The sequence below is a fragment of the Streptomyces parvus genome (assembly GCF_014648875.1).
Classification (GTDB): domain Bacteria; phylum Actinomycetota; class Actinomycetes; order Streptomycetales; family Streptomycetaceae; genus Streptomyces; species Streptomyces parvus.
This window is the reverse complement of sequence record NZ_BMRY01000009.1, coordinates 219040-238786: the sequence shown is the minus strand read 5'-3', so window position 1 is coordinate 238786 and position 19747 is coordinate 219040. Positions and strand designations below refer to the sequence as shown.

Annotated in this window: 13 protein-coding genes, 1 pseudogene and 1 riboswitch; of the genes and pseudogenes, 8 read left to right on the top strand and 6 right to left on the bottom strand. The window is 71.4% G+C overall.

The window, feature by feature from the left end; genetic code table 11:
- Positions 1–42 precede the first annotated feature (42 nt).
- On the bottom strand, positions 43–1563 hold the full coding sequence (locus IE140_RS26305; RefSeq protein ID WP_189460752.1) for a helix-turn-helix domain-containing protein: 1521 nt from the start codon (positions 1561–1563) through the stop codon (positions 43–45).
- A gap of 267 nt (positions 1564–1830) precedes the next feature.
- On the opposite strand from IE140_RS26305, the gene IE140_RS26300 reads away from it, so the two are divergent.
- The gene (locus tag IE140_RS26300; RefSeq protein ID WP_150195587.1) at positions 1831–2448 is read left to right on the top strand and encodes a hypothetical protein; all 618 of its coding nucleotides are present in this window, start codon (positions 1831–1833) and stop codon (positions 2446–2448) included.
- An 85-nt stretch (positions 2449–2533) separates the two neighbouring features.
- Positions 2534–5146 carry a SpoIIE family protein phosphatase gene (locus tag IE140_RS26295; protein WP_189460750.1) on the top strand — a complete coding sequence of 871 codons (2613 nt, stop codon included), beginning with the start codon at positions 2534–2536 and terminating at the stop codon, positions 5144–5146.
- Between the two features lie 27 nt (positions 5147–5173).
- Here the strand turns inward: IE140_RS26295 and IE140_RS26290 are convergent, their stop codons facing one another.
- Complete coding sequence (locus IE140_RS26290) at positions 5174–6535, bottom strand: FAD-dependent oxidoreductase (RefSeq protein ID WP_032765381.1); 1362 nt, start codon at positions 6533–6535, stop codon at positions 5174–5176.
- 484 nt (positions 6536–7019) lie between these two features.
- A riboswitch (cyclic di-AMP (ydaO/yuaA leader) is annotated at positions 7020–7178 on the top strand.
- A 3-nt stretch (positions 7179–7181) separates the two neighbouring features.
- On the opposite strand from IE140_RS26290, the gene IE140_RS26285 reads away from it, so the two are divergent.
- Both IE140_RS26285 and IE140_RS26280 read left to right on the top strand, forming a co-directional pair.
- Entirely contained in the window at positions 7182–8018 is an 837-nt protein-coding gene (locus IE140_RS26285) for a transglycosylase SLT domain-containing protein (RefSeq protein ID WP_150195591.1), read from the top strand.
- 161 nt (positions 8019–8179) lie between these two features.
- A complete protein-coding gene (locus IE140_RS26280; protein ID WP_176741821.1) occupies positions 8180–9823 on the top strand; it encodes a GMC oxidoreductase in 1644 nt (547 codons plus the stop codon).
- 73 nt (positions 9824–9896) lie between these two features.
- Here IE140_RS26280 and IE140_RS26275 read toward each other — a convergent pair whose 3' ends face one another.
- On the bottom strand, positions 9897–10376 hold the full coding sequence (locus tag IE140_RS26275; protein ID WP_150195593.1) for a carboxymuconolactone decarboxylase family protein: 480 nt from the start codon (positions 10374–10376) through the stop codon (positions 9897–9899).
- Positions 10373–11452, bottom strand: coding sequence for an NAD(P)H-dependent amine dehydrogenase family protein (locus tag IE140_RS26270; protein WP_150195597.1), 1080 nt, complete (start codon positions 11450–11452; stop codon positions 10373–10375). Before IE140_RS26270 ends, IE140_RS26275 begins: the two co-directional genes overlap by 4 nt.
- A gap of 200 nt (positions 11453–11652) precedes the next feature.
- On the opposite strand from IE140_RS26270, the gene IE140_RS26265 reads away from it, so the two are divergent.
- Complete coding sequence (locus IE140_RS26265) at positions 11653–12735, top strand: protein kinase family protein (protein ID WP_150195599.1); 1083 nt, start codon at positions 11653–11655, stop codon at positions 12733–12735.
- A 105-nt stretch (positions 12736–12840) separates the two neighbouring features.
- Here the strand turns inward: IE140_RS26265 and IE140_RS26260 are convergent.
- Positions 12841–15749 (bottom strand): annotated as a pseudogene (locus IE140_RS26260) (CARDB domain-containing protein).
- A 206-nt stretch (positions 15750–15955) separates the two neighbouring features.
- Positions 15956–16897 carry a UbiA family prenyltransferase gene (locus IE140_RS26255; protein WP_150195603.1) on the bottom strand — a complete coding sequence of 314 codons (942 nt, stop codon included), beginning with the start codon at positions 16895–16897 and terminating at the stop codon, positions 15956–15958.
- A 118-nt stretch (positions 16898–17015) separates the two neighbouring features.
- Here IE140_RS26255 and IE140_RS26250 point away from each other — a divergent pair, with 118 nt between their 5' ends.
- The 3 genes from IE140_RS26250 to IE140_RS26240 are packed head-to-tail and all read left to right on the top strand — an operon-like array spanning position 17016 to position 19622.
- Positions 17016–18068, top strand: a complete 1053-nt coding sequence (locus IE140_RS26250) for a type III polyketide synthase (protein WP_150195605.1) — start codon at positions 17016–17018, stop codon at positions 18066–18068.
- 13 nt (positions 18069–18081) lie between these two features.
- Positions 18082–18609, top strand: coding sequence for an isoprenylcysteine carboxyl methyltransferase family protein (locus IE140_RS26245; protein WP_150195607.1), 528 nt, complete (start codon positions 18082–18084; stop codon positions 18607–18609).
- Positions 18606–19622, top strand: a complete 1017-nt coding sequence (locus IE140_RS26240) for an NAD(P)/FAD-dependent oxidoreductase (RefSeq protein WP_150195609.1) — start codon at positions 18606–18608, stop codon at positions 19620–19622. The genes IE140_RS26245 and IE140_RS26240 overlap by 4 nt, the downstream gene beginning before the upstream one ends.
- Positions 19623–19747: the final 125 nt, after the last annotated feature.

Below are 19747 nucleotides of genomic sequence, written 5' to 3'. Positions count from 1 at the left end.
AGCGCCCCCGGCCCCGCCCGCCTCCGCGCCCCGGTCACCGGCTCAGGACCCGGCCTCGTCGTCCTCCACCACGGGCGCCCAGCGGCCGGTGGCCGTGTCGTAGTCGAGTACGGAGTGCCCGCGCACCCCGCTCGTACGGAACGGCCGCCCGCCGTCGTCGATGCGCACCGTGCCGGACCGGCCGCCGCTGTTCCAGGCCAGCTCCGCGACCCAGGAGCAGTCGCAGCCGACCGTACGGCCGGTGATCAGGAAGACCTCGGGGTCGGTGACCGATACGCGGTACGGGAAGGCGACCGCCTCGATGGGTTCGCCCGAGTCGTTGCCCGCGACCGAGCGGGCCACGGGGCGGGAGGCGTCGAGATCCACGTCGAACATCCTCGGGGTGAGGGACCCGCCGCAGCCGGAACTCATCCGGTAGACCCGGCCCGGGGCCGGTGAGCCGCGCTCGACCACCCGGATCCGCAGGGACTCCAGCACGACGGCCCGGTCGTCCCGGCCCTGCAAGGTGATCCGGACCCCGGTCTCGCCCGCGTGCACCGCGCCGAGCGCCCCGGCCCAGGACGCCGCGTCGGCCTGCACCGGGGGCGGCGGGACGGCGGTGGGCGCCCGGTCGAGGAGATAGGAGTGGTCACAGCCGTTCTTCCAGACGTGATCGTCACCGGTCCAGGTGAACGGAACCCGCCCGGCCGCCGGGCCGGACGAGGGCCCGGAGGACCGGGGGAGGCTCTCGTCGCGCGGCCCGACCTCGGGTGACGTGGTCGGCGAGGGGCTGCCCGAAGGCGTTCTCCTCGCGGACCCGCTCGCGGTGCCCTGCGGCTTCTCGGGCTTCGGGGAACCGGACGAGGGGGACCCCGGGGTGTCCACCGGGGGCGCACCCGGGACCTGGGCCACCGACGAGCGCCCGTCGGGGCCCGACGACCACGGCCGCACGAAGGCCACGACCAGGGCGAGGACGAGGACCGCCGCGGCGAGGACGCCGAATCCCTGCCCGTACCGGCGTGCGCGAGGTGACCGGAGTGCCGGAATCCGGGGCGCGCGGCGGCCGATCGCGCTGGACTGCCCGGAGACGGAGACGGAGACGGAGACGGAGCCGGAGCCGGGGGTCGGGGTGAGGGCGGGGAGGGGCACGGCTTCGGGTGCTGTGCCGGGGAGCGGCACCGCGTGCGGCGGCTCCTCGTCGGGCGGCCCGGACCGGGCCCCTTCCGGCGGCGACCCCGCCACGCCCTCCGACGGCGCCCCGGCCACCTTCGCCTCCGCGCCCTGCTCCACCGCCCCCGACGCCTCCACCACCCCCTGCCGGTCGAGGCGTTCGCCGTCGGCCAGGAGCCACAGGCGGTGCAGCGCCTCCCGTTCCTCGGCCGGTGCGCCGCACAGCCGGGCCAGCCGCTCCACCGGGGCGAACTCCGCGGGCACCGTCTGCCCCGTGCAGTACCGGTGCAGCGTCGAGCCGCTCACCCCGATGCGGCGGGCCAGCGACGCGTACGTCCGGCCCGATCCCTCCCGCAGCGCGCTCAGCCGCTCCGCCAGCACCGCCCGTGCGGCCCCCTCGGCGTCACCCGACACGCTCGTCCTCCCCTGCCGCCGTTCCAGGGCGTTCCAGCCCTCCGAGAACACCCACGTCAACGGGGGTGGGACGGTTCCAGCCCGGCCGCAAGCCGTGTCGCGCTTGTCCGGATCCGGGGCTGCGGCCCAGGCTGGTGCCCGTTCCACTCCGCCGCCGTCCGGCCCTCACGGGGCTCCGTACGCCTCGGCGCCACGCCGTACGTACGAGCGAACGGCCGCACGGTACGCACCACCTGACCGCACCATCCGAAACGGGGAAACCTCACCATGCGCAACCTCCGCACCGCCCTCGTCACCGTCATGGCCACGGGCCTGGCCGTCACCGCTCTGGCCCAGGTGCCCGCCGCCGCGGCCCCGGCCGCCGCTCCCGCTCAGCCGAAGTTCCTGAGCGCGAGCCAGCTGCCCGCCTCCCACACCCCCTGGACGGCCGGGCCCATCCGCAAGGGCGTGCCGGCCGAGGGGTCCGTCTGCACCACCGGGATCGCCCCGGCGGCCGGCACCCGCCACCGGGACTTCCGTACCGAACTGGACACCAACGCCCGCCAGACCATCACGGTCGCCCCCACCAGCGCCAAGGCCAAGGCGCTCGCCGCCGAACTGCGGGGCGCCCTGGAGACCTGCCTCGACCGGCTGAAGGAGCAGGACCCCGGCCTGGAGGGCGAGGCGCTCTACCAGGGCCGGATCACCATCGAGGAGGGGGCGCACGTCTACAGCATCGACACGTCGTACCCGGAGGTCGGCTCCACCGACATCGGGCTGTTCTCCGTGGGCCGCGACGGCCGGGCCGTCACCGTCGTCGAGTGGGGCCAGCTGGGCGAGCTGGACGGCGCTCCGCTGGAGGGCTTCAAGAAGACGACCCGTACCGCCGTCGCCAAGCTGTACTGATCCCGCCTCCGACGACCGGCCGCCACAGGGGAGTGGCCGGTCGCCGGAGGTGCGAGGCACCCCGGATCGGGAGCATGCTGGCTCTGTGACCCGGCACGATACGCCCCGGTCTTCCCCGCCCGCCGGACATGGGACCGTCGCCGGGGCGGCCGACGCTGGCCGTGCGCCCGACGAGCTGTCCCTCGTACTCGCCCAGGCCCTCGTCAGCGCCGTCGAGTCGAGCGACGGCTACGCGGGCGGTGTCTATCTGCGCAGCGGGACGCCCGGGCTTCTCCGGCTCGCGGTGCTCGCCGGACTGCCGGGCCCGCTGTTCCGGCCCTGGTGGCGGATGCATGTGAACCGCCCCTTCCCGGTGTCCGAGGCCTACCGCTCGGGGCGGCCCGTGCTGCTCTCCGACGCGGAGGAGGCCATGCGCCGCTTCCCGCAGCTGATGGCCGGGCTGCCGTTCCCGTTCGGTTCGCTGTGGGTGCCGATCACCGGGCCCCGGGGCAGCATGGGCGTGCTGGCGGTCCTGCGGGCCTCCACGCCGGGGGAACCCGTCGCCCCCGCCGACGGTGAACGGCTCCACCGGCTGGGCCGCCGGCTCGGCGCCGCGCTCACCGATCTGGAGCGAAGGGGCGTCGACTGCGTGTGGGACGCCGAGCCGGTCCCCGTGCAGCTGCCCGCCGCCCACACGCCCCCGGTACGGGTCGGCCGCTTCGACTGGGACCTGCACTCCGGGAGGGTCTCCGCCGACGACGAACTCTGCGCGATCCTCGGCTCCGAGCCCGACGCCTTCCCGGGCACGGTCGACGCGCTCGCCGAACGGCTGGTCCCCGAGGACGTGTACGGGCTGTGGGCGCTGGCCCGGCAGACGGTGGAGTCCGCCGAACCGGTGGTGCGCCGGATGCGGCTGCGCGGCCCCGACGGCCGGTCCCATCTGCTGGAGCTGTCCGGCCGCTGGACCCACCCGGACGGCGATGTGTCCGCCGGCCACCTGACCGGCTTCCTGGTCGACCTCGGTGCGGGCCCCGTCGTGCCGGAGGCCGCCGACCGGCTGCCCCGGGGGATCCTCTCCCTGGACCGGCTGGGCCGGATCACCTACGCCAACGGCCTCGCCGAGGAACTCCTCGGCCACTCCCGTACCGAACTCGTGGGCCATCCGGTGTGGCAGGCCCTGCCGTGGTTCGGGCACGAGGCATACGAGGACCACTACCGGGCCGCCCTGATCGCCGACGAGCCCGTTCACTTCCTCGCCCGGCGTCCGCCATCGCTCTGGCTATCGGTGTCCCTGTACCCGGGGCACGACGGGGTGAGCGTGGTCCTCCAGGCGACCGACCAGCCGGCCTACGCACCCGGCTCCGTCACCACGCCGGGCCTTGGCATCGGCTCGACCGCCGACCGTTCCTCCGCGCTGTACCGCCCGGTGGCCCTCGCCATCGCGCTGACCGAGGCGGTTACGGCCCGTCAGGTCTCCTCGGTGGTCACGGACGAGCTGCTGCCTGCGTTCGGCGGCCGTCAGCTGGCGATCTATCTGCTGAACGAGCGCCATCTCCACCTGGCCTGGGAGACGGGATTCCCCAAGGGCTTCCTCGACCGCTTCGACGGGGTCGGGCTCGACGTCAGCATTCCCGGGGTGGAGACCCTCACCACGGGCCGCCCGATCTTCTTCGAGTCCATGCAGCGCCTGGCCGAGGCCTATCCGGGCATCCCGATCGACGCGGACGTCGGGGCGCGGGCGTTTTTGCCGCTCATCGCGTCGGGACGGCCCGTCGGCTCCTGCATCCTCGGCTTCGACCGGCCCCGCGGCTTCAGCCCGGAGGAGCGTACGGTCCTGACGGCCCTGGCCGGACTGATCGCGCAGGCCCTGCAACGCGCCCAGCGCTACGACAGCGAGTCGGCCCTCGCCCGCGGGCTCCAGGACGCCCTGCTGCCGCACCGGCTGCCCGAGGTGGACGGGGTGGACACGCTGGGGCGCTATCTCTCCGGCACCCAGGGCATGGACGTGGGCGGCGACTGGTACGACGTCATCGAGACCGGCCGCGAACTCGCCCTGATCATCGGGGACGTACAGGGCCACGGTGTCTCCGCCGCTGCGACAATGGGCCAACTACGCAGTGCGGTACGGGCGTTCGCGCTGAGCAATCATGATCCGCGGGAGGTGATGAGCGGCACCAACCGGCTGCTGATTGACCTCGACCCGGGACAGTTCGCGAGCTGCTGCTACATCGCCCTGGACCCGGTGACCGGCGTGGCGCGTGCCGTACGGGCGGGGCATCCGCAGCCCGTGCTGCGGCGGCCCGACGGCCGGACGGAAGTGCTGGACCTGCCCGGCGGCATCGTGCTCGGGGTCGACGGGGACGCCGCCTACCCGGTCACGGAGATGCGGCTCGAACCGGGGGCGATGCTGGCCCTGTTCACGGACGGGCTGATCGAGCGCCCGGGGACGGACATCGACGAGGGGATCGAGCGGCTGCGCGCCACCGTCGAACACATCGGCGCGGTCCCCCTGGCCGAGACGGCCGACCAGGTCATCGGCGAGGCCCGGGCGGCCACCGACCGCCCCGACGACATCGCGCTCCTGCTCGCCGCCCGCTGGACCGCGACTGCGGAGGCCCGGCGGCCCCGGACGGAGCGGGAGTCCGGGCCCGATCTGTGGCGCACGTTCAGGAGGCCGGACCCGGGGCGTGCGACGGGTGCCCCGGATCCGGCCTCCTAGAAGGTGCCGGGAAATGCGTCCTGCCGGTCAGGCGCCGGAGGCGTCCAGCATGCCCTCGCGCTCCACGACCTTGATCCGCTCACGGCCCTGGGCCGCACCCAGCGCCTGCTCGTGGGCGTCCAGCTTGTGCCAGCCCTCCCAGGTCGTGTACCGGACGCCCCGGTCCTGGAGGAACGCCTCGACGGCCTCCGGAGCGGGCGTCGCGGGCTCGGGCAGACGGCCGGCGGCACGGTCCTCCAGGACGCAGGCGACCGTCTCGTTGGCGTCGCCCTTCGTGTGTCCGATCAGACCGATCGGGCCGCGCTTGATCCAGCCCGTGACGTAGACCGAGGCCATGTGCTCGTCCCCGGCGATGACGCGGCCCGCCTCGTGCGGGACGGTGCCGGAGGTGACGTCGAAGGGGAGCTTGGGCAGCTCCTCGGAGTAGTAGCCCACGGCACGGTAGACGCTCTGCATGTCCCAGTCGGTGAACTGCCCGGTGCCCCGGACGTTGCCGGTGCCGTCCAGCTCGGTGCGCTCGGTGCGCAGCGCGGTGACCTTGCCGTCCTCGCCGAGGATCTCGACCGGGGACTCGAAGAAGTGCAGGAACAGCTTGTGCGGGCGGTCGCCGACGTCGCGGATCGCCCAGTTCTCCAGGGTCTGGGCGACCATGTTGGCCTGCTTGTTCTCGCGGCGGGTCGCGATGGAGCCCTCGTCGTACTCGATGTCCTCGGGGTTGACGATGACCTCGATGTTGGGGGAGTGGTCCAGCTCCCGCAGCTCCATCGGGCTGAACTTGGCCTGTGCCGGGCCACGCCGCCCGAACACATGCACCTCCAGCGCCTTGTTCTGCTTGAGGCCCTGGTAGACGTTGTCCGGGATCTCGGTGGGCAGCAGCTCGTCGGCCGTCTTGGCCAGGACCCGGGCCACGTCCAGGGCCACGTTCCCGACGCCGAGCACGGCGACCTTCTCCGCGGTGAGCGGCCAGGTGCGCGGGACCTCGGGGTGTCCGTCGTACCAGGAGACGAACTCGGCCGCGCCGTAGGAGCCGTCCAGCTCGATGCCGGGGATGTCCAGCGCGCGGTCGGCCTCGGCGCCGGTGGAGAAGATCACCGCGTCGTAGAAGGAGCGCAGGTCGTCCAGGTCGATGTCGTTCGGGTAGCTGACGTTGCCGAAGAGCCGGATCTGGGGCTTGTCCAGCACCTGGTGCAGGGCCTTCACGATGCCCTTGATCCGCGGGTGGTCGGGGGCCACGCCGTAGCGGATGAGGCCGAAGGGTGCGGGCATGCGCTCGAAGAGGTCGATGGAGACCCCCGGGTCCTGGCAGACCTCGGATTTGAGCAGCGCGTCCGCAGCGTAGATACCGGCGGGGCCGGCTCCGACAATGGCGACGCGGACGGGGCGTGTCATGGCGTGGTGATCCTTCGGGGCGGGCGAACGCGGGCAGGTACAGCGTACGTCGGAGGTAAGGGTTGGCTTACTAGTCTCCACCCCACACCGTAAGCGATCGCCGCGCGGGCCCTTCGACCGCCCCCGCCTGGAGTGCCCGATTAGCCCGTTTTGTTATTCCGAAATGGTCGATTTGACCTCTATGGGTCTCCTGATCCATAAAAGGCTTATCGGGGGTACTGGGGGTATTTGCTGAGTCTCGTTTTCGCCATCGCCGCGAGGGAGTGGTGAGCGTCACGTCCGAGGGTCCGGACGTCGAAGCGGACGTATCGGTTCCCTTCTGTGCGAAGAAAGTTGACGCCATGACGGCGCGGCCCGATCGGGAAATTCCGCAATTCGATCATGCGTGGAAAAGGGAATCAGGAATGCGGGGCTTGTTCCGTCCGATGTTTCTCGCCTACGGTCACCGTCAATCCGGATGGAACGCCGAATCCTGCCGCCGTCCGGGAATCCGAAACCCACTCACGTACGGCAGGAGCGGGGGACCCAGGTAAGTCGCCGATCCGTAACCGGAACGGCTTGGGGTGAAGTCGCACGACCGTGCGGCCAGACATCTCCCGTCTGAACCCGACAGCTCACCTCGCAGGCGCCGGAGAGGAAATCCCCCATGCCCGCACAGGGTAAGCACCGCCGCCCCAAGTCCACCTCGCTCGGCCGCGGCCTCGCCGCCGTGACCACCGGTGGAGCCGTCCTCGCCCTCCCGGTGATCGGTGCCACCAGCGCCTTCGCCGCTCCCGCACCCGCCGCAGCCCCGCAGGCCGTGGCGCCCGCCGCGGTGGTCGCCCAGGCGAATTCCGCCGCGAAGGCCGCCCCCGCCAAGCATTCCGTGGTGGCCGGCGAAACCCTTTCCAAGATCGCCCGCGAGCATTCCGTCAGCGGCGGCTGGGAGCAGCTGTACGAAGGCAACCGGAAGATCATCGGATCGAATCCCGATCTCATTCACCCGGGTATCAAGCTGGTCATCGGGGCCAAGTCCGACGCCTCGTCGGACGACAAGGCGTCCAAGGCTTCCCCGTCCGCAGCGCGCGGCGCTTCGGCGGACCGCGCGGACCGTTCGGAACGTATCGACGCGGCCCCCGTGGCCAAGGCCGCTCCGGCCGCCGCGAAGGAGGTCGTCACCTACACGAACGACCTCGACGGCTGGATCAGGGAATCGCTGGCGGTCATGGCCGAGCAGGGCATCCCCGGCACCTACGAGGGCATCCACCGCAACATCATGCGCGAGTCCTCCGGCAATCCGAACGCCATCAACAACTGGGACTCCAACGCGGTCAAGGGCACCCCGTCCAAGGGTCTGCTCCAGGTCATCGACCCGACGTTCCAGGCCTACCACGTGCCCGGTACCTCGACGGACAGCTACGACCCGGTCGCCAACATCACGGCCGCGTGCAACTACGCCGCGGACCGCTACGGCTCGATCGACAACGTCTTCGGCGCCTACTGATCCCAGCGCGACCGAACACCACGAGGAGCCCCGGACCGCACGGTCCGGGGCTCCTTCGTCGTACCGGGGTGTCCCCGGGAAGTTACCCCCAAGTTTCTCGTGACTTACCACGCGAACAGCAGTAGAACCTGTTGCACTCTGCCGAGAGTGAGGTGTGTCACATGAACGACACTACCATGCAGAACAGCGAGACCAAGGGTGTTTCGCGACGAAGATTCATCACTGGAACAGGTTCTCTTCTGGGTGCCGCGGCGATCGCCGGCCACGCTCCACGGGCATGGGCGGACGTCCGTGCGGCGGCGGCGCCGATCGGATCCGGGGCTCATGTACCGGTCCTGGTCGTCGGCACCGGATACGGCGGCTCCGTGGCCGCCCTCCGCCTCGCCGAAGCCGGCACGGACGTCCACATGGTCGAGATGGGCATGGCTTGGGACACCCCCGGCGCGGACGGCAAGATCTTCGCCAACACCACCAGGCCGGACGACCGCTCCTTCTGGCTGCGCACCCGGACCAAGCAGCCGCTGAGCAACTTCCTCGGCTTCCCCATCGACAAGAGCGTCAACCGCTACACCGGCATCCTCGACGCCGAGGAGTTCGGCGGCATCACGGTCTACCAGGGCCGGGGCGTCGGCGGCGGTTCCCTGGTCAACGGCGGTATGGCCGTCACCCCGCGCCGGGAGAACTTCGGCGCGATCCTCCCGACGGTTAACGCCGCGGAGATGTACAGCACCTACTACCCGCGCGCCAACAGCGGACTGGGCGTCACCACCATCGACCCCGCCTGGTTCGACAGCGTCGGCTGCTACCAGTACGCGAGGGTCGGCCGAAAACATGCCCAGCGCTCCGGCTTCCCGTTCCTCTTCGTGCCGGCCGTCTACGACTGGGACTACATGAAGCAGGAGGCGGCCGGGGCCGTCCCGAAGTCAGCCCTGGACGGGGAGATCCTCTACGGCAACAACCACGGCAAGAAATCGCTCCAGAAGACCTACATCGACCGGATCAGAGCGACCGGCCGGGTCACCATCTCCCCGCTGCACAAGGTCACCACGGTCACCCCGGCCCCGGGCGGCGGCTACACCGTGCTCATCGACCAGCTCGACACCGGCGGCCGGACCACCGTCACCAAGACCGTCACCGCCGACAAGGTGTTCTTCGCCGCGGGCAGTGTCGGCACCAGCAAACTGCTCGTCGGCCTCAAGGCCACCGGCGCGCTGCCCCTCCTCAACGACGAGATCGGCCGGGGCTGGGGCGACAACGGCAACGTCATGTGCGGCCGGGCCAACCACCTCTGGGACCCGACCGGGAAGGTCCAGTCGTCCATCCCCACCGGCGGCATCGACAACTGGGACGCCGGGGGAGCGTTCGCCGAGATCGCGCCGCTGCCCACCGGCATCGAGACGTGGGCGTCGTTCTACCTCTCCATCACCAAGAACCCCCACCGCGCCCGGTTCACCTGGAACGCTGCGGCCGGGAGGGCGGAACTGGACTGGCAGACGGCGTGGAAGCAGCCGTCCATCGACGCCGCGAAGACCATCTTCGACAAGATCAACCAGAAGGAGGGCACGATCTACCGCACGGACCTCTTCGGGGTCTACAAGATCTGGGGCGACCACCTCACCTACCACCCGCTCGGCGGCGCCGTCCTGGACAAGGCCACCGACAACTACGGCCGGCTGCACGGCTACTCCGGCCTGTACGTCATCGACGGGGCGCTGATCCCCGGCAACACCAGCGTGAACCCGTTCGTCACCATCACCGCGCTCGCCGAGCGCAACATCGAACGGATCATCGCGACCGACCTGTAGGCGACCCGCGCACGTCGGGGAGCCCACAAAGAGCCCGGGGCCGGGAGTGCCAACCCGGCGGCCCCGGACTCCGTCAGTGACCGGGCAGAACGCACACCGCGTCGATCCCCAGCACATGGTTGAGCCGCCCGAACGCCAGCCACGAGCCGATGCTCATCGTCAGCTCCACGATCTCCGCCTGGCTGTAGTGCGCGGTCATCCGCTGCCAGAACGCGTCGTCCAGACCGTGATGGTCGAGCGTGTACCGCTCGGCGTACTCCGCCGCGAGCCGGGTCCGCTCGTCGAAGGCCTCGGTCGTACGCCACCGGGTCACCGCCTCGGCGAACTCCTCCTCGACCTTCGTCCCGTCCCTTTCGGTCCGCCAGTCCAGGCAGAACAGGCACCCGTTGATCTGCGCCACCCGCAGCCGGGCCGCCTCGAACTCGCGGAGCCCCAACGTCGTGTGCTCGTACACGGACATCGAGAACGTGGCGGCGGCGACGCCGATCCCGGGGACCATCTCCCCCCACACGTAACCGATGGGCTCCTGGCCCTCCGGAACATCGATGATCATGCCGGTCTCCTTCCCAGCCTGCCGACCGCAGGCCGCAGCGGTACGTCGAGTGCGTCGTACAGGCCCGGTTCCGCGTCCACCAGCCAGTCGATCGCCGAGACGAGCCGCCCGACCGCCGTGGCGTTGCCGCCCGCCGACCGGTTCTCGCCCTCGTCCGAGGCCTCGACCGTCACCTCGATACGGGGCCGCCCCTCGATCACCACCCGGTGCGCGCCCACCCCGTCGGGCGGGGTGGGCCAGTCCGGGGCGCACGAGGGGTGGATCCGGGTGATGTGCTCGATGACGATGCGGGCCACGCCGTCGACGACGCCCTGCACCTCGAAGCGCACGGCGCCCTGACTGCCGGCCGCGAACTCGCCCATCGTGCGCGTTGTCACCGTCGTCTCCAGCGCCCGGCGGTCCAGCGTCTCGCGGATCTCGTCCAGCTCGACGCCCAGCGCCCGCGCCATCAGACGTATCTGACCGCCCCACACCATCGTCGGAACGCCCTCCGCCAGCATCAGTGGCTGGTAGTCCATCGGGTGCCCCATCCCGATCAGATGGCGGACCGAATCCTCCTGCTCGTACGTGGAGTAGTCGAAGATCTCCTGGCAGCGGATGACGTCCACCTCGGTCCCGAGGCCGCTGATCAGCAACGGCAGGACGTCGTTGCCCCAGCCGGGGTCGACACCGGAGACGAAGAGGGAGCCGCCGCCCTCGGCGACGGCGGCCAGGATCGGGTCCCGCAGTTCGGGCGGAGCGTTGCGCTGGTCGTAGAGCGGATAGAGGGAGGGCGTGACGACCACCGCACCGGACCGGATCGCCCGCCCGATGTCGGCCAGCGCGTCATCGGGGCGGATGTCGCCGGACGCCGCGTAGACCACCGCGCGGGGGCGGGCGGCCAGGGCGGCGGCGATGTCGTCGGTGGCCGCGACCCCGAGCGTGCGCCCGAGACCGCCGAGCTCGCCCGCGTCACGGCCGACCTTGGCGGGATCGTGCACGAGGACGGCGGCGAGTGTCAGTGCCGGATGGGCCTCGACGGCGCGGATCGCCGCGCGGCCGACGTTGCCGGTACCCCAGACAACCGTGGGAATCATGCGCGGAGGGTAGCCCCGGGGCCTTGCACTTCCCAGAGCCGTGACACCACCGAATCGGCCGTGTCCGACGCGGATCCCGGCGGTCGGGGTGTACCGGTGCGAGGGCGGGCGCACGACGATCCCGGTTCGGCGGTGACGCGTAAGGTCGGTGCCGTACGCGGGATTGCCGACGCCCTGGTCCGGGCACCGAGGAGCCGTCGATGCTGGACCGGGATTCGTGGCGCGCCGCGCGGCTGGCCGGCTACGGGACCGTGAGCACGCAGCTCTCCTTGGTGAGCGACCACCGGCTGAAGGCGGTCGTGGCAGCCGCTGCCCCGTTCGGGTCGGGCATCGGCGGCAGATCGGCGGAGCTGGACGTCGACGGAACGCGCGTCTTCGTCAAGCGGATCCCTTTGACGGACATCGAACTGCGCCCGGAGAACGTGCGGTCGACGGCGAATGTCTTCGATCTGCCGATGTTCTACCAGTACGGCGTGGGCTCGGCCGGGTTCGGCGCCTGGCGGGAGCTCGCCGTGCACACCATGACCACGAACTGGGTTCTCGGCGACGAGTATGCGGGATTCCCCCTGATGTACCACTGGCGGGTTCTGCCCGACTCGCCTCCCGAAGGATTCACGGACGAGTTCGGGGGCCTGGAGGGGGCCGTCGCTCACTGGGAGGGATCACCCGCCGTTCGTGACCGGTTGGAGGCCATCGGCCGGTCATCGTGCAGCCTGGTGGTCTTCCTGGAGCACGTGCCGCACACACTCGCCGGATGGCTGGCCGACCACCGCGAACCCGCCGTGCAGGAAGGCGGGGACGGCTCGCCCTTCGGCTGGGTGGAGAAAGCTTTGATGGACGGGACTGATTTCATGAGTTCTCGCGGACTCGTCCACTTCGATGCTCACTTCACCAACATCCTGACCGACGGCCGCCGGCTCTACTTCGCCGACTTCGGACTCGCCCTGAGTTCCCGCTTCGACCTTTCGTCGGGTGAGTCCGGCTTCCTCTCGGACCACCTCGCGTACGACCGCTGCTACACCGCGAGCCACCTGCTCCGACACCACGTGCTCGACGGCGTGCGCGGTGACACGGAACGGAAAGCCTTCCTGCACGACTGGATCGAGGGCCGGCGACCCGGCGACGTCCCACCCGCGATCACGGCCATCATCGACCGGCACGCACGCCCTACCGTCGTCGTGGACTCCTTCTTCCACCGTCTGTGCACCGAGAGCAAGCAGACGCGGTTCCCGGCCGCGGAGATCGAGCAGCAGCTGGGCGCCGGAACCACAACCCCCAGCTGAACCACGCCTCCGGCACCGTTACCGGCGAGAAGGCTCTGTCCTACCCGCTCCAGGAAATTCCCGGGCCGACGGGGGATCCGCCGGCCCGGGAAGCGTTCAGGAGCTTCAGCGCTTCGCGCGGGCTCCGTTTGGTGTGCCCGAGACCGTGAACTGCGAACCCGGCTCGATCAGCACATGGCCGTCGCGCGAGTCGGTGATCGTCACGTCGGTGAGCGTCGCGTTGCCGCGCGCGCCGCCCATCGCGAGGATGCCGGAACCGTTGTTGGACTTGTCGATCCGCACGTTCTGGATCTTGACGTCCGGCATCAGGCCGCCGCCCGTCTTGAACTGGATCCCGTCATAGGTGGAGTCGACGATGTCGGTGTCGCGGATCGTGACCCCGGGGATCGGCAGGTTCTGCGGGAAGAGGGTGATCGCACCGAACTCCTGGTCCTCGTTCCAGAAGGCTCCGCCGGTGCGGTACAGGCCGTTGTTGGCGATCAGCGTCTGCCCGGAGAAGGGCAGCGGGTCGTGGTCGGTCGCCAGCATGATGGCCGGGTAGTTCATGGTGTCGGAGATGAGGTTGTTCTCGATCTTGTTGTCGTAACCGCCGTAGATCGCGATGCCGTTGGCGCGCCACGGGAGCTGGATGGTGTTGTTGCGGAAGCTGTTGTCGTGGCCGATGTCGACGGACTGGTCCTTGACGTACTTGCTGGACCAGACGGCGAGCGCGTCGTCGCCGGTGTTGCGGAACGACGAGTTGTAGACCGTCGAATTCCGGGTGCCGTTGGCGAAGTTGATGCCGTCCGCGTACGTGTTGCGGATCCGCATCCCGGTGAACTCGACGCCGTCGCCCGGGTTCCACAGCTCGGGGATGTTGGTGAAGTCGCGACCGGCCCAGACGCCCACGTTGGCGTGCTCGATCCAGACGTTGCTGATCTTCGTGTCCTTGCCGAAGCGGCCGTTCAGCGCGACACCGCCCTCGTGGTTGCCGTCACCGCCCCGGATGGTGCCGGAGCCGAAGATGGCGATGTCGGAGATTTGCGTGTTCTCGTCGATGTCGAAACCGAAGTTGCCCTCGTGCGGGTGGTTGATACCGCCCGCCTCGTGCGGCGGGGTCAGCGTGTAGAGCTGGGAGTGCCACATGCCCGCGCCCCGGATCGTCACATCACGGATGCCGACCTGGTTGGACTGACCCCGGTCGAGCGGGTCGTCGGTGAGGATCTTCTGCTCCTGGCGCCACTGGCCCGCCGGGATCCAGACGCAGTCGATCTCGCCGTTCTGGTTCGCCGTCACCGCGCGCTGGATGGCGGCCGTGTCGTCGAGCCCGTCGTTCGCCACCGCACCGTACGTCGTGATGGAGACACAGCCGGACGGCTGCGAGGTCGGCGCGGCCACCTGCTCCAGGTCGATCAGGTCGATGATGTAGAAGGCGGCGTTGTCGCTCGCGTCCCGCTGGAGACGGAACTTCGTTCCCACCGGGTAGGTCTCGGTGAGCAGGGCGTGGGACTCGTCGAACAGCCGCCGCGCGTCGCCGCCCGGTGTGTTGGTGAGCCCCTCGGGACTGTCGGTATTCCCGTACAGCCAGCTGTGCTTCGAGGAGAGGTCGAGCTTGCGGACGAACTCGCCGTCGGCGTACAGGCTGATGGTCGCCTCGCGGCCGCCGCCACCCGGCGCGTCCGGGATGGAGTTGCGGACGACGATCGAGTTCGCCGGGGCGGTCGAGGTGAACTCGACTTACTCGCCCGTTGAGTTGAGCCGCACCGACTCGCATCCCGAGGACTCGGTGGCGAAGTTGGTGTGCCCGAAGGTGCGTTCGGCGTCGGACTGGAGCAACGTGCCCTCGTAGTCGTCCTTCTCCGCCTCCAGTTCGGTGTACGGGACGGCCGCGCCGCGTCCGAGACGATGGACCGGGCGAAGGTGTTGTTGGTCTCGCTGGTCTCCGCGACGAGGTTCGTGGCGTCGGCGGTGGCGGTCAGGGTCGCGCCGCCGCTCGCGGCCGTCCAGCTGCCGCCGAGGGTGACGTTCGCGGTCGCGCCCGGGGCGATGGCCGGGGTGGTGCCGCCCAGCGTGGTGGAACCGACGGTCAGCCGGGTGACCGTGCCCGCGCTCACCGCACTGGTGCCGCGGTTGTGCACCGCAACGGTGAAGGTGACCGTCGCGCCGACGGCCGGACTGGCCGGGGTGGAGGAGATGGAGCGGACCTCCAGGTCGGGGCCGGGGCTCTGGCCGACCACCAGCGGGGAGGCGGTGGTCAGGCTGTTGTTGGTGTCGTCCGACTCGACGACCGTGTCGGTCGGATCCACCAGCGCCGAGACGGTGTACGACCCCTGTGGCCGCTTGCCGACCTCGACCGAGACCGGGGCCGAGGCCCCGGCCGCGAGGGGGCCGACCGGCGCGCTGCCCACGACCACGCCGCCCAGGCTCACATTGACGGTGGTGGCGGGGGAGGCGGCCGAGCCGGCGTTGCGGACGGTCCCCTCGACGGTGATGTCGTCCGTCTCGGACGGGGACGACGGGCTCCAGGACAGCGCGCTCACGGTGAGGTCCGGGTTGGGTGCCGCCGTCCCGAGGACCTGGATCTCAGCGATCTGGGCGCCCGGTGCCTCGGTGTTGGAGAAGAACTTCAGCCGGACGTCGGCGACCCGGGCGTCCACCGGGATGGTCACGGTGTTCTGGTTGGAGCCGGGGTTGAACACATGGCCGGCGCGGTCCCGCAGCGAGGAGAACGCGGTGCCGTCCTGCGTCCGGCCGAGCACCTGGATGTCCTGCGTCCGGGTGGCCCAGACCGGATCCGGGTTGAGCTTGACGACCACGGACTCGACGTCCGCGTCCGCGCCGAGCTTCACCGTCAGGTCGGCGGGGTGGCCGTTGGATTCCCAGTAGCTGTCGATCTTGCCGTCATTCGCGTTCGAAGCCGGGTATCCGCCGTGGGATCCGCTGGCGGTGACGGACTTGCCCCGTGCGAGGTCGGTTGCCCCAGCCGCGCTCGCGGTGACGGGCAGGAGTCCGGCGGAGATCAGTCCGGCTGTCAGCAGTCCGGCGACCGTCCGTCCGGTGAGTCGCTTTTATCTCATGATGTCCTCTGCTTCCACAATATTTGAGTCCACAAGTCAATCTTTTGCGGCCAGAAGTTCACAGATTTCTGCGCTGTTTCGGATTTGTCAACGGTCTTTGCGTGGCCATGTCATTCGCGTGCGTAACATGACGAGGCGTCAGGCGCCCCCTTAGGCAGCCCCGTTCAGGCCGCCGCCACGCCCCGGACCAGCAGCAATGCCAGATCCGCCGCTGCCACGGCCACCGCTCCGACCAGCGCCGCCTTGCGCCAACGGCGGCCGAGCGCCGGGCCCATGAGCGCCGCCGCACCGGCCAGGACGAGCGCCGCCGCACCCCAGGCGTCCACCGGTCCGGGCGGTCCGACTGCCAGCACCGCGGTCGCGCCGAGGAGCGGCAGAGGCAGCAGCAATCGGGTCCCCGTGTCGCCGAGCCGGTGCGGGAGGCCCCGGATCCCGGCCGCCCGGTCCACCGCGATGTCCGGGAGCGTGTCGGCCAGATGTGCCGCGAACCCGAGCAGGGCCCCGGCCGCCACCGTCCACCACCGGGGCCCCGGTCCGCTCGGCAGGGAGAGGGTGACGGCGGCGGGAAGGGCGCCGAACCCGGCCACGTACGGCAGCCAGGACAGGGCGGTCGCCTTGAGCCGCAGGTTGTAGAGCCAGGCGGCCGCGACCGCGGCGAGGTGCACCGTACCGGCGAGAACGCCGCAGGCCAGCGAGAGCGGTACGCACACGGCGAGCGCGACCGTCGCCGCCGCCCACACCGCGCCCGCCCCGACCGTGCCGTCGGACGCGGGCTTTCCCCGGCGGCCGGCCCGGGCGTCACGGCGCGCGTCGTGCGCGTCGTTGCACCAGCCCACCGAAAGCTGCCCGGTCAGTACGGCCGCCGTGACCAGCGCGGAGCGGGCGCCGCCGAGGCCCGAGCCGAGAGCGAGGGCGCAGGCGAGCGCGGTCACCGCGAGCGCGGGGCCGGGGTGGCAGGCGAGCGCGAGCCCCAAGGTCCATCCGCCTCGCCGCCCGGCACCGGCCGGACCTGCGGCGACCGGACCGGCACCGGCCGGACCGGAACCCGCCGGACCTGCGGCGACCGGACCGGAACCCGCCGGGCTCACCCTCTCCGTGGCGTCCATCGGGCGATCGTAGGGGCCTGTCGCCCCGTCAGTGCCGCGACCTGGCGGGTCTTTTACGCCGTTTCGCACCACCTTGTGGGCAGGATGGGCCCATGACGCCACCGAAGCAGGAGGCAGGATGACCCGCATCGCCGCGGTGCACGGGACTCTGCCGTCGTACCGTCACACCCAGCGCGAGGTCACCGACATGGTGGCCCGCACCTGCCTGCCGCCCGGTGCCGACCGCCGTGTCCTCGACCGGCTCCACGAGAACGCCCGGGTCCGCAGCCGGCACACCGTGCTGCCGCTGGACGGCTACGGCGACCTCGACGGCTTCGGTCCGTCCAACGACGTATTCATCCGGTCCGCCGTCGACCTCGGCGCCCAGGCCGTACGCGGCGCGCTGCGGACGGCGGGCCTGCGCCCCACCGATGTCGACCTGCTGATGTTCACCTCCGTCACCGGCATGGCCGCCCCCTCCGTCGACGCCCGGCTCGTCACCCGCCTCGGGATGCGGTCCGACGTCAAACGGCTGCCCGTCTTCGGCCTCGGCTGCGTCGCCGGAGCCGCCGGAACGGCCAGGCTGCACGACTACCTCCTCGGCCGCCCCGACGACGTGGCCGTGCTCCTGTCCGTCGAGCTCTGCTCCCTCACCTTCCAGCGCCACGACAGCTCGCCCGCCAATCTCGTCGCGACCGCGCTGTTCGGGGACGGAGCGGCCGCCGTCGTCGCCCTCGGCGGCCGCCGGGCCGTCGCCGGACCCGAGATCGTGGCCACCCGCAGCCGGATGTACCCCGACACCGAGCACGTCATGGGCTGGGACATCGGCTCCACCGGATTCCGCGTCGTCCTCGATCCGGGCGTGCCCGACGTTGTACGCCACTATCTCGCCGACGACGTACGGGAGTTCCTCGGCGAACACGGACTCAAGCCGAAGGACATCGCCCACTGGGTCTGCCACCCCGGCGGCCCCAAGGTCCTGGAGGCGGTGACCGAGGTCCTCGACCTGCGCGACGGGGCGCTCGACGTCACCTGGCGCTCGCTGGCCGACATCGGCAACCTGTCCTCGTCCTCGGTCCTGCACGTCCTCCGGGACACCATCGAACAGCGCCGGCCGGAGCCGGGCACCCCCGGGCTGCTGCTCGCCATGGGCCCGGGATTCTGCTGCGAACTGGTGCTGCTGCGCTGGTAGGAAGGAACGGCCCATGCCCTGGTACACCGTCCTCGTGCTCGCCGTCGCCGCCGAGCGCCTCGCCGAACTCGTGGTGGCCCGCCGCAACACCCGCTGGAGCCTCGCCCGGGGCGGCGTCGAATCGGGCCGGGAACACTATCCGGCGATGGTCGCGCTGCACACCGCGCTCCTGGCCGGCTGCCTGGCGGAGGTGCACCTCGCCGATCGCCCCTTCCCGCCCGTCCTCGGCTGGGTCATGGTCGCCGCCGTCGTGGCCGCGCAAGCGCTGCGCTGGTGGTGCATCCGGACGCTCGGCCCCCGCTGGAACACGAGGGTCATCGTCGTACCCGGCCTGCCCCGGGTCACCGGCGGCCCCTACCGGTGGCTGAGCCACCCCAACTACGTCGCCGTAGCCGCCGAAGGCCTCGCGCTGCCCCTGGTCCACGGGGCGTGGGTGACCGCCCTCGTGTACACCGCCCTCAACGCCGCGCTCATGGTCGTACGCGTCCGCTGCGAGGACGGGGCGCTGGCCCGCCTCCCGGCCCTGGACGCACGGGCGTGATCGACGTCCTCGTCGCGGGCGGCGGACCGGCCGGCCTCGCCGCCGCGATCCGTGCCGCCTCCGCGGGCCTGGAAGCGGTGGTGGTCGAGCCGCGCACCGCCCCCGTCGACAAGGCGTGCGGCGAGGGCATCATGCCCGGCGGCGTCGCGGCCCTGCGCGACCTCGGCGTCCGGGTGAGCGGCCACGAGCTGCGCGGCATCCGCTACACCGACGGCCTGCGCAGCGTGGAAGCGGCCTTCCGGGGCGGCCCGGGCGCGGGCGTCCGCCGCACCGAACTCCACGCGGCTCTGCACGCGCGGGCCGCAGCCCTCGGCGTACGCGTCGTCACCCGCAAGGTGGGGGAGGTGCGGCAGGACGAGCACACCGTCACCGCCGCCGGGCTCACCGCACGCTGGCTCATCGCCGCCGACGGGCTCCACTCGCCGCTGCGCCGCGCCCTGGGCCTGAACCACCCGGTCCCCGGCCCCGGACGCTACGGCCTGCGCCGCCACTACCCGCTGGCCCCCTGGACGGACCACGTCGAGGTGCACTGGTCCCGGCACGGCGAGGCGTACGTGACCCCGGTCGGCGAGCGCCTGGTGGGCGTCGCCGTCCTGAGCCGCGACCGCCGCCCGTACGACCAGCACCTGGCCGCCTTCCCCGCCCTCGCGGCCCGCCTCGCGGACGGCCGGGGCGCCACTCCCGTACGCGGGGCCGGTCCGCTGCGCCAGCGGGCGCTGGGCCGACGGGCCGGGCGTGTCCTGCTGGTCGGCGACGCCGCCGGGTACGTGGACGCCCTCACCGGGGAGGGCATCGCCCTCGCGGTCGCCACCGCGACGGCCGCGGTCGACTGCCTGAGCGCCGGGCGGCCCGAGGACTACCCCCGCCGCTGGGCGCGGGTCACCCGACGCTACCGGCTGCTCACCGCGGCCCTGCTGAGCGTGGCGGGCCACCCGTCCTCGGGCCGGCTGATCGTCGCCGCGGCCCACCGGGCGCCCGCCGTCTTCCGCACCGCGGTCCGCGCGCTCCAGTGAGGTCGCGGCGGCGGGTGCGGCAGGCCGCCCGCTCGAATGGCAGGGTCCCCGGTTCCGGCCTAACGTCGATCGGGTGAACGCCCGCGCTCACGCGGGGCACTGCCCTCGGCACGAGAGACGAACTC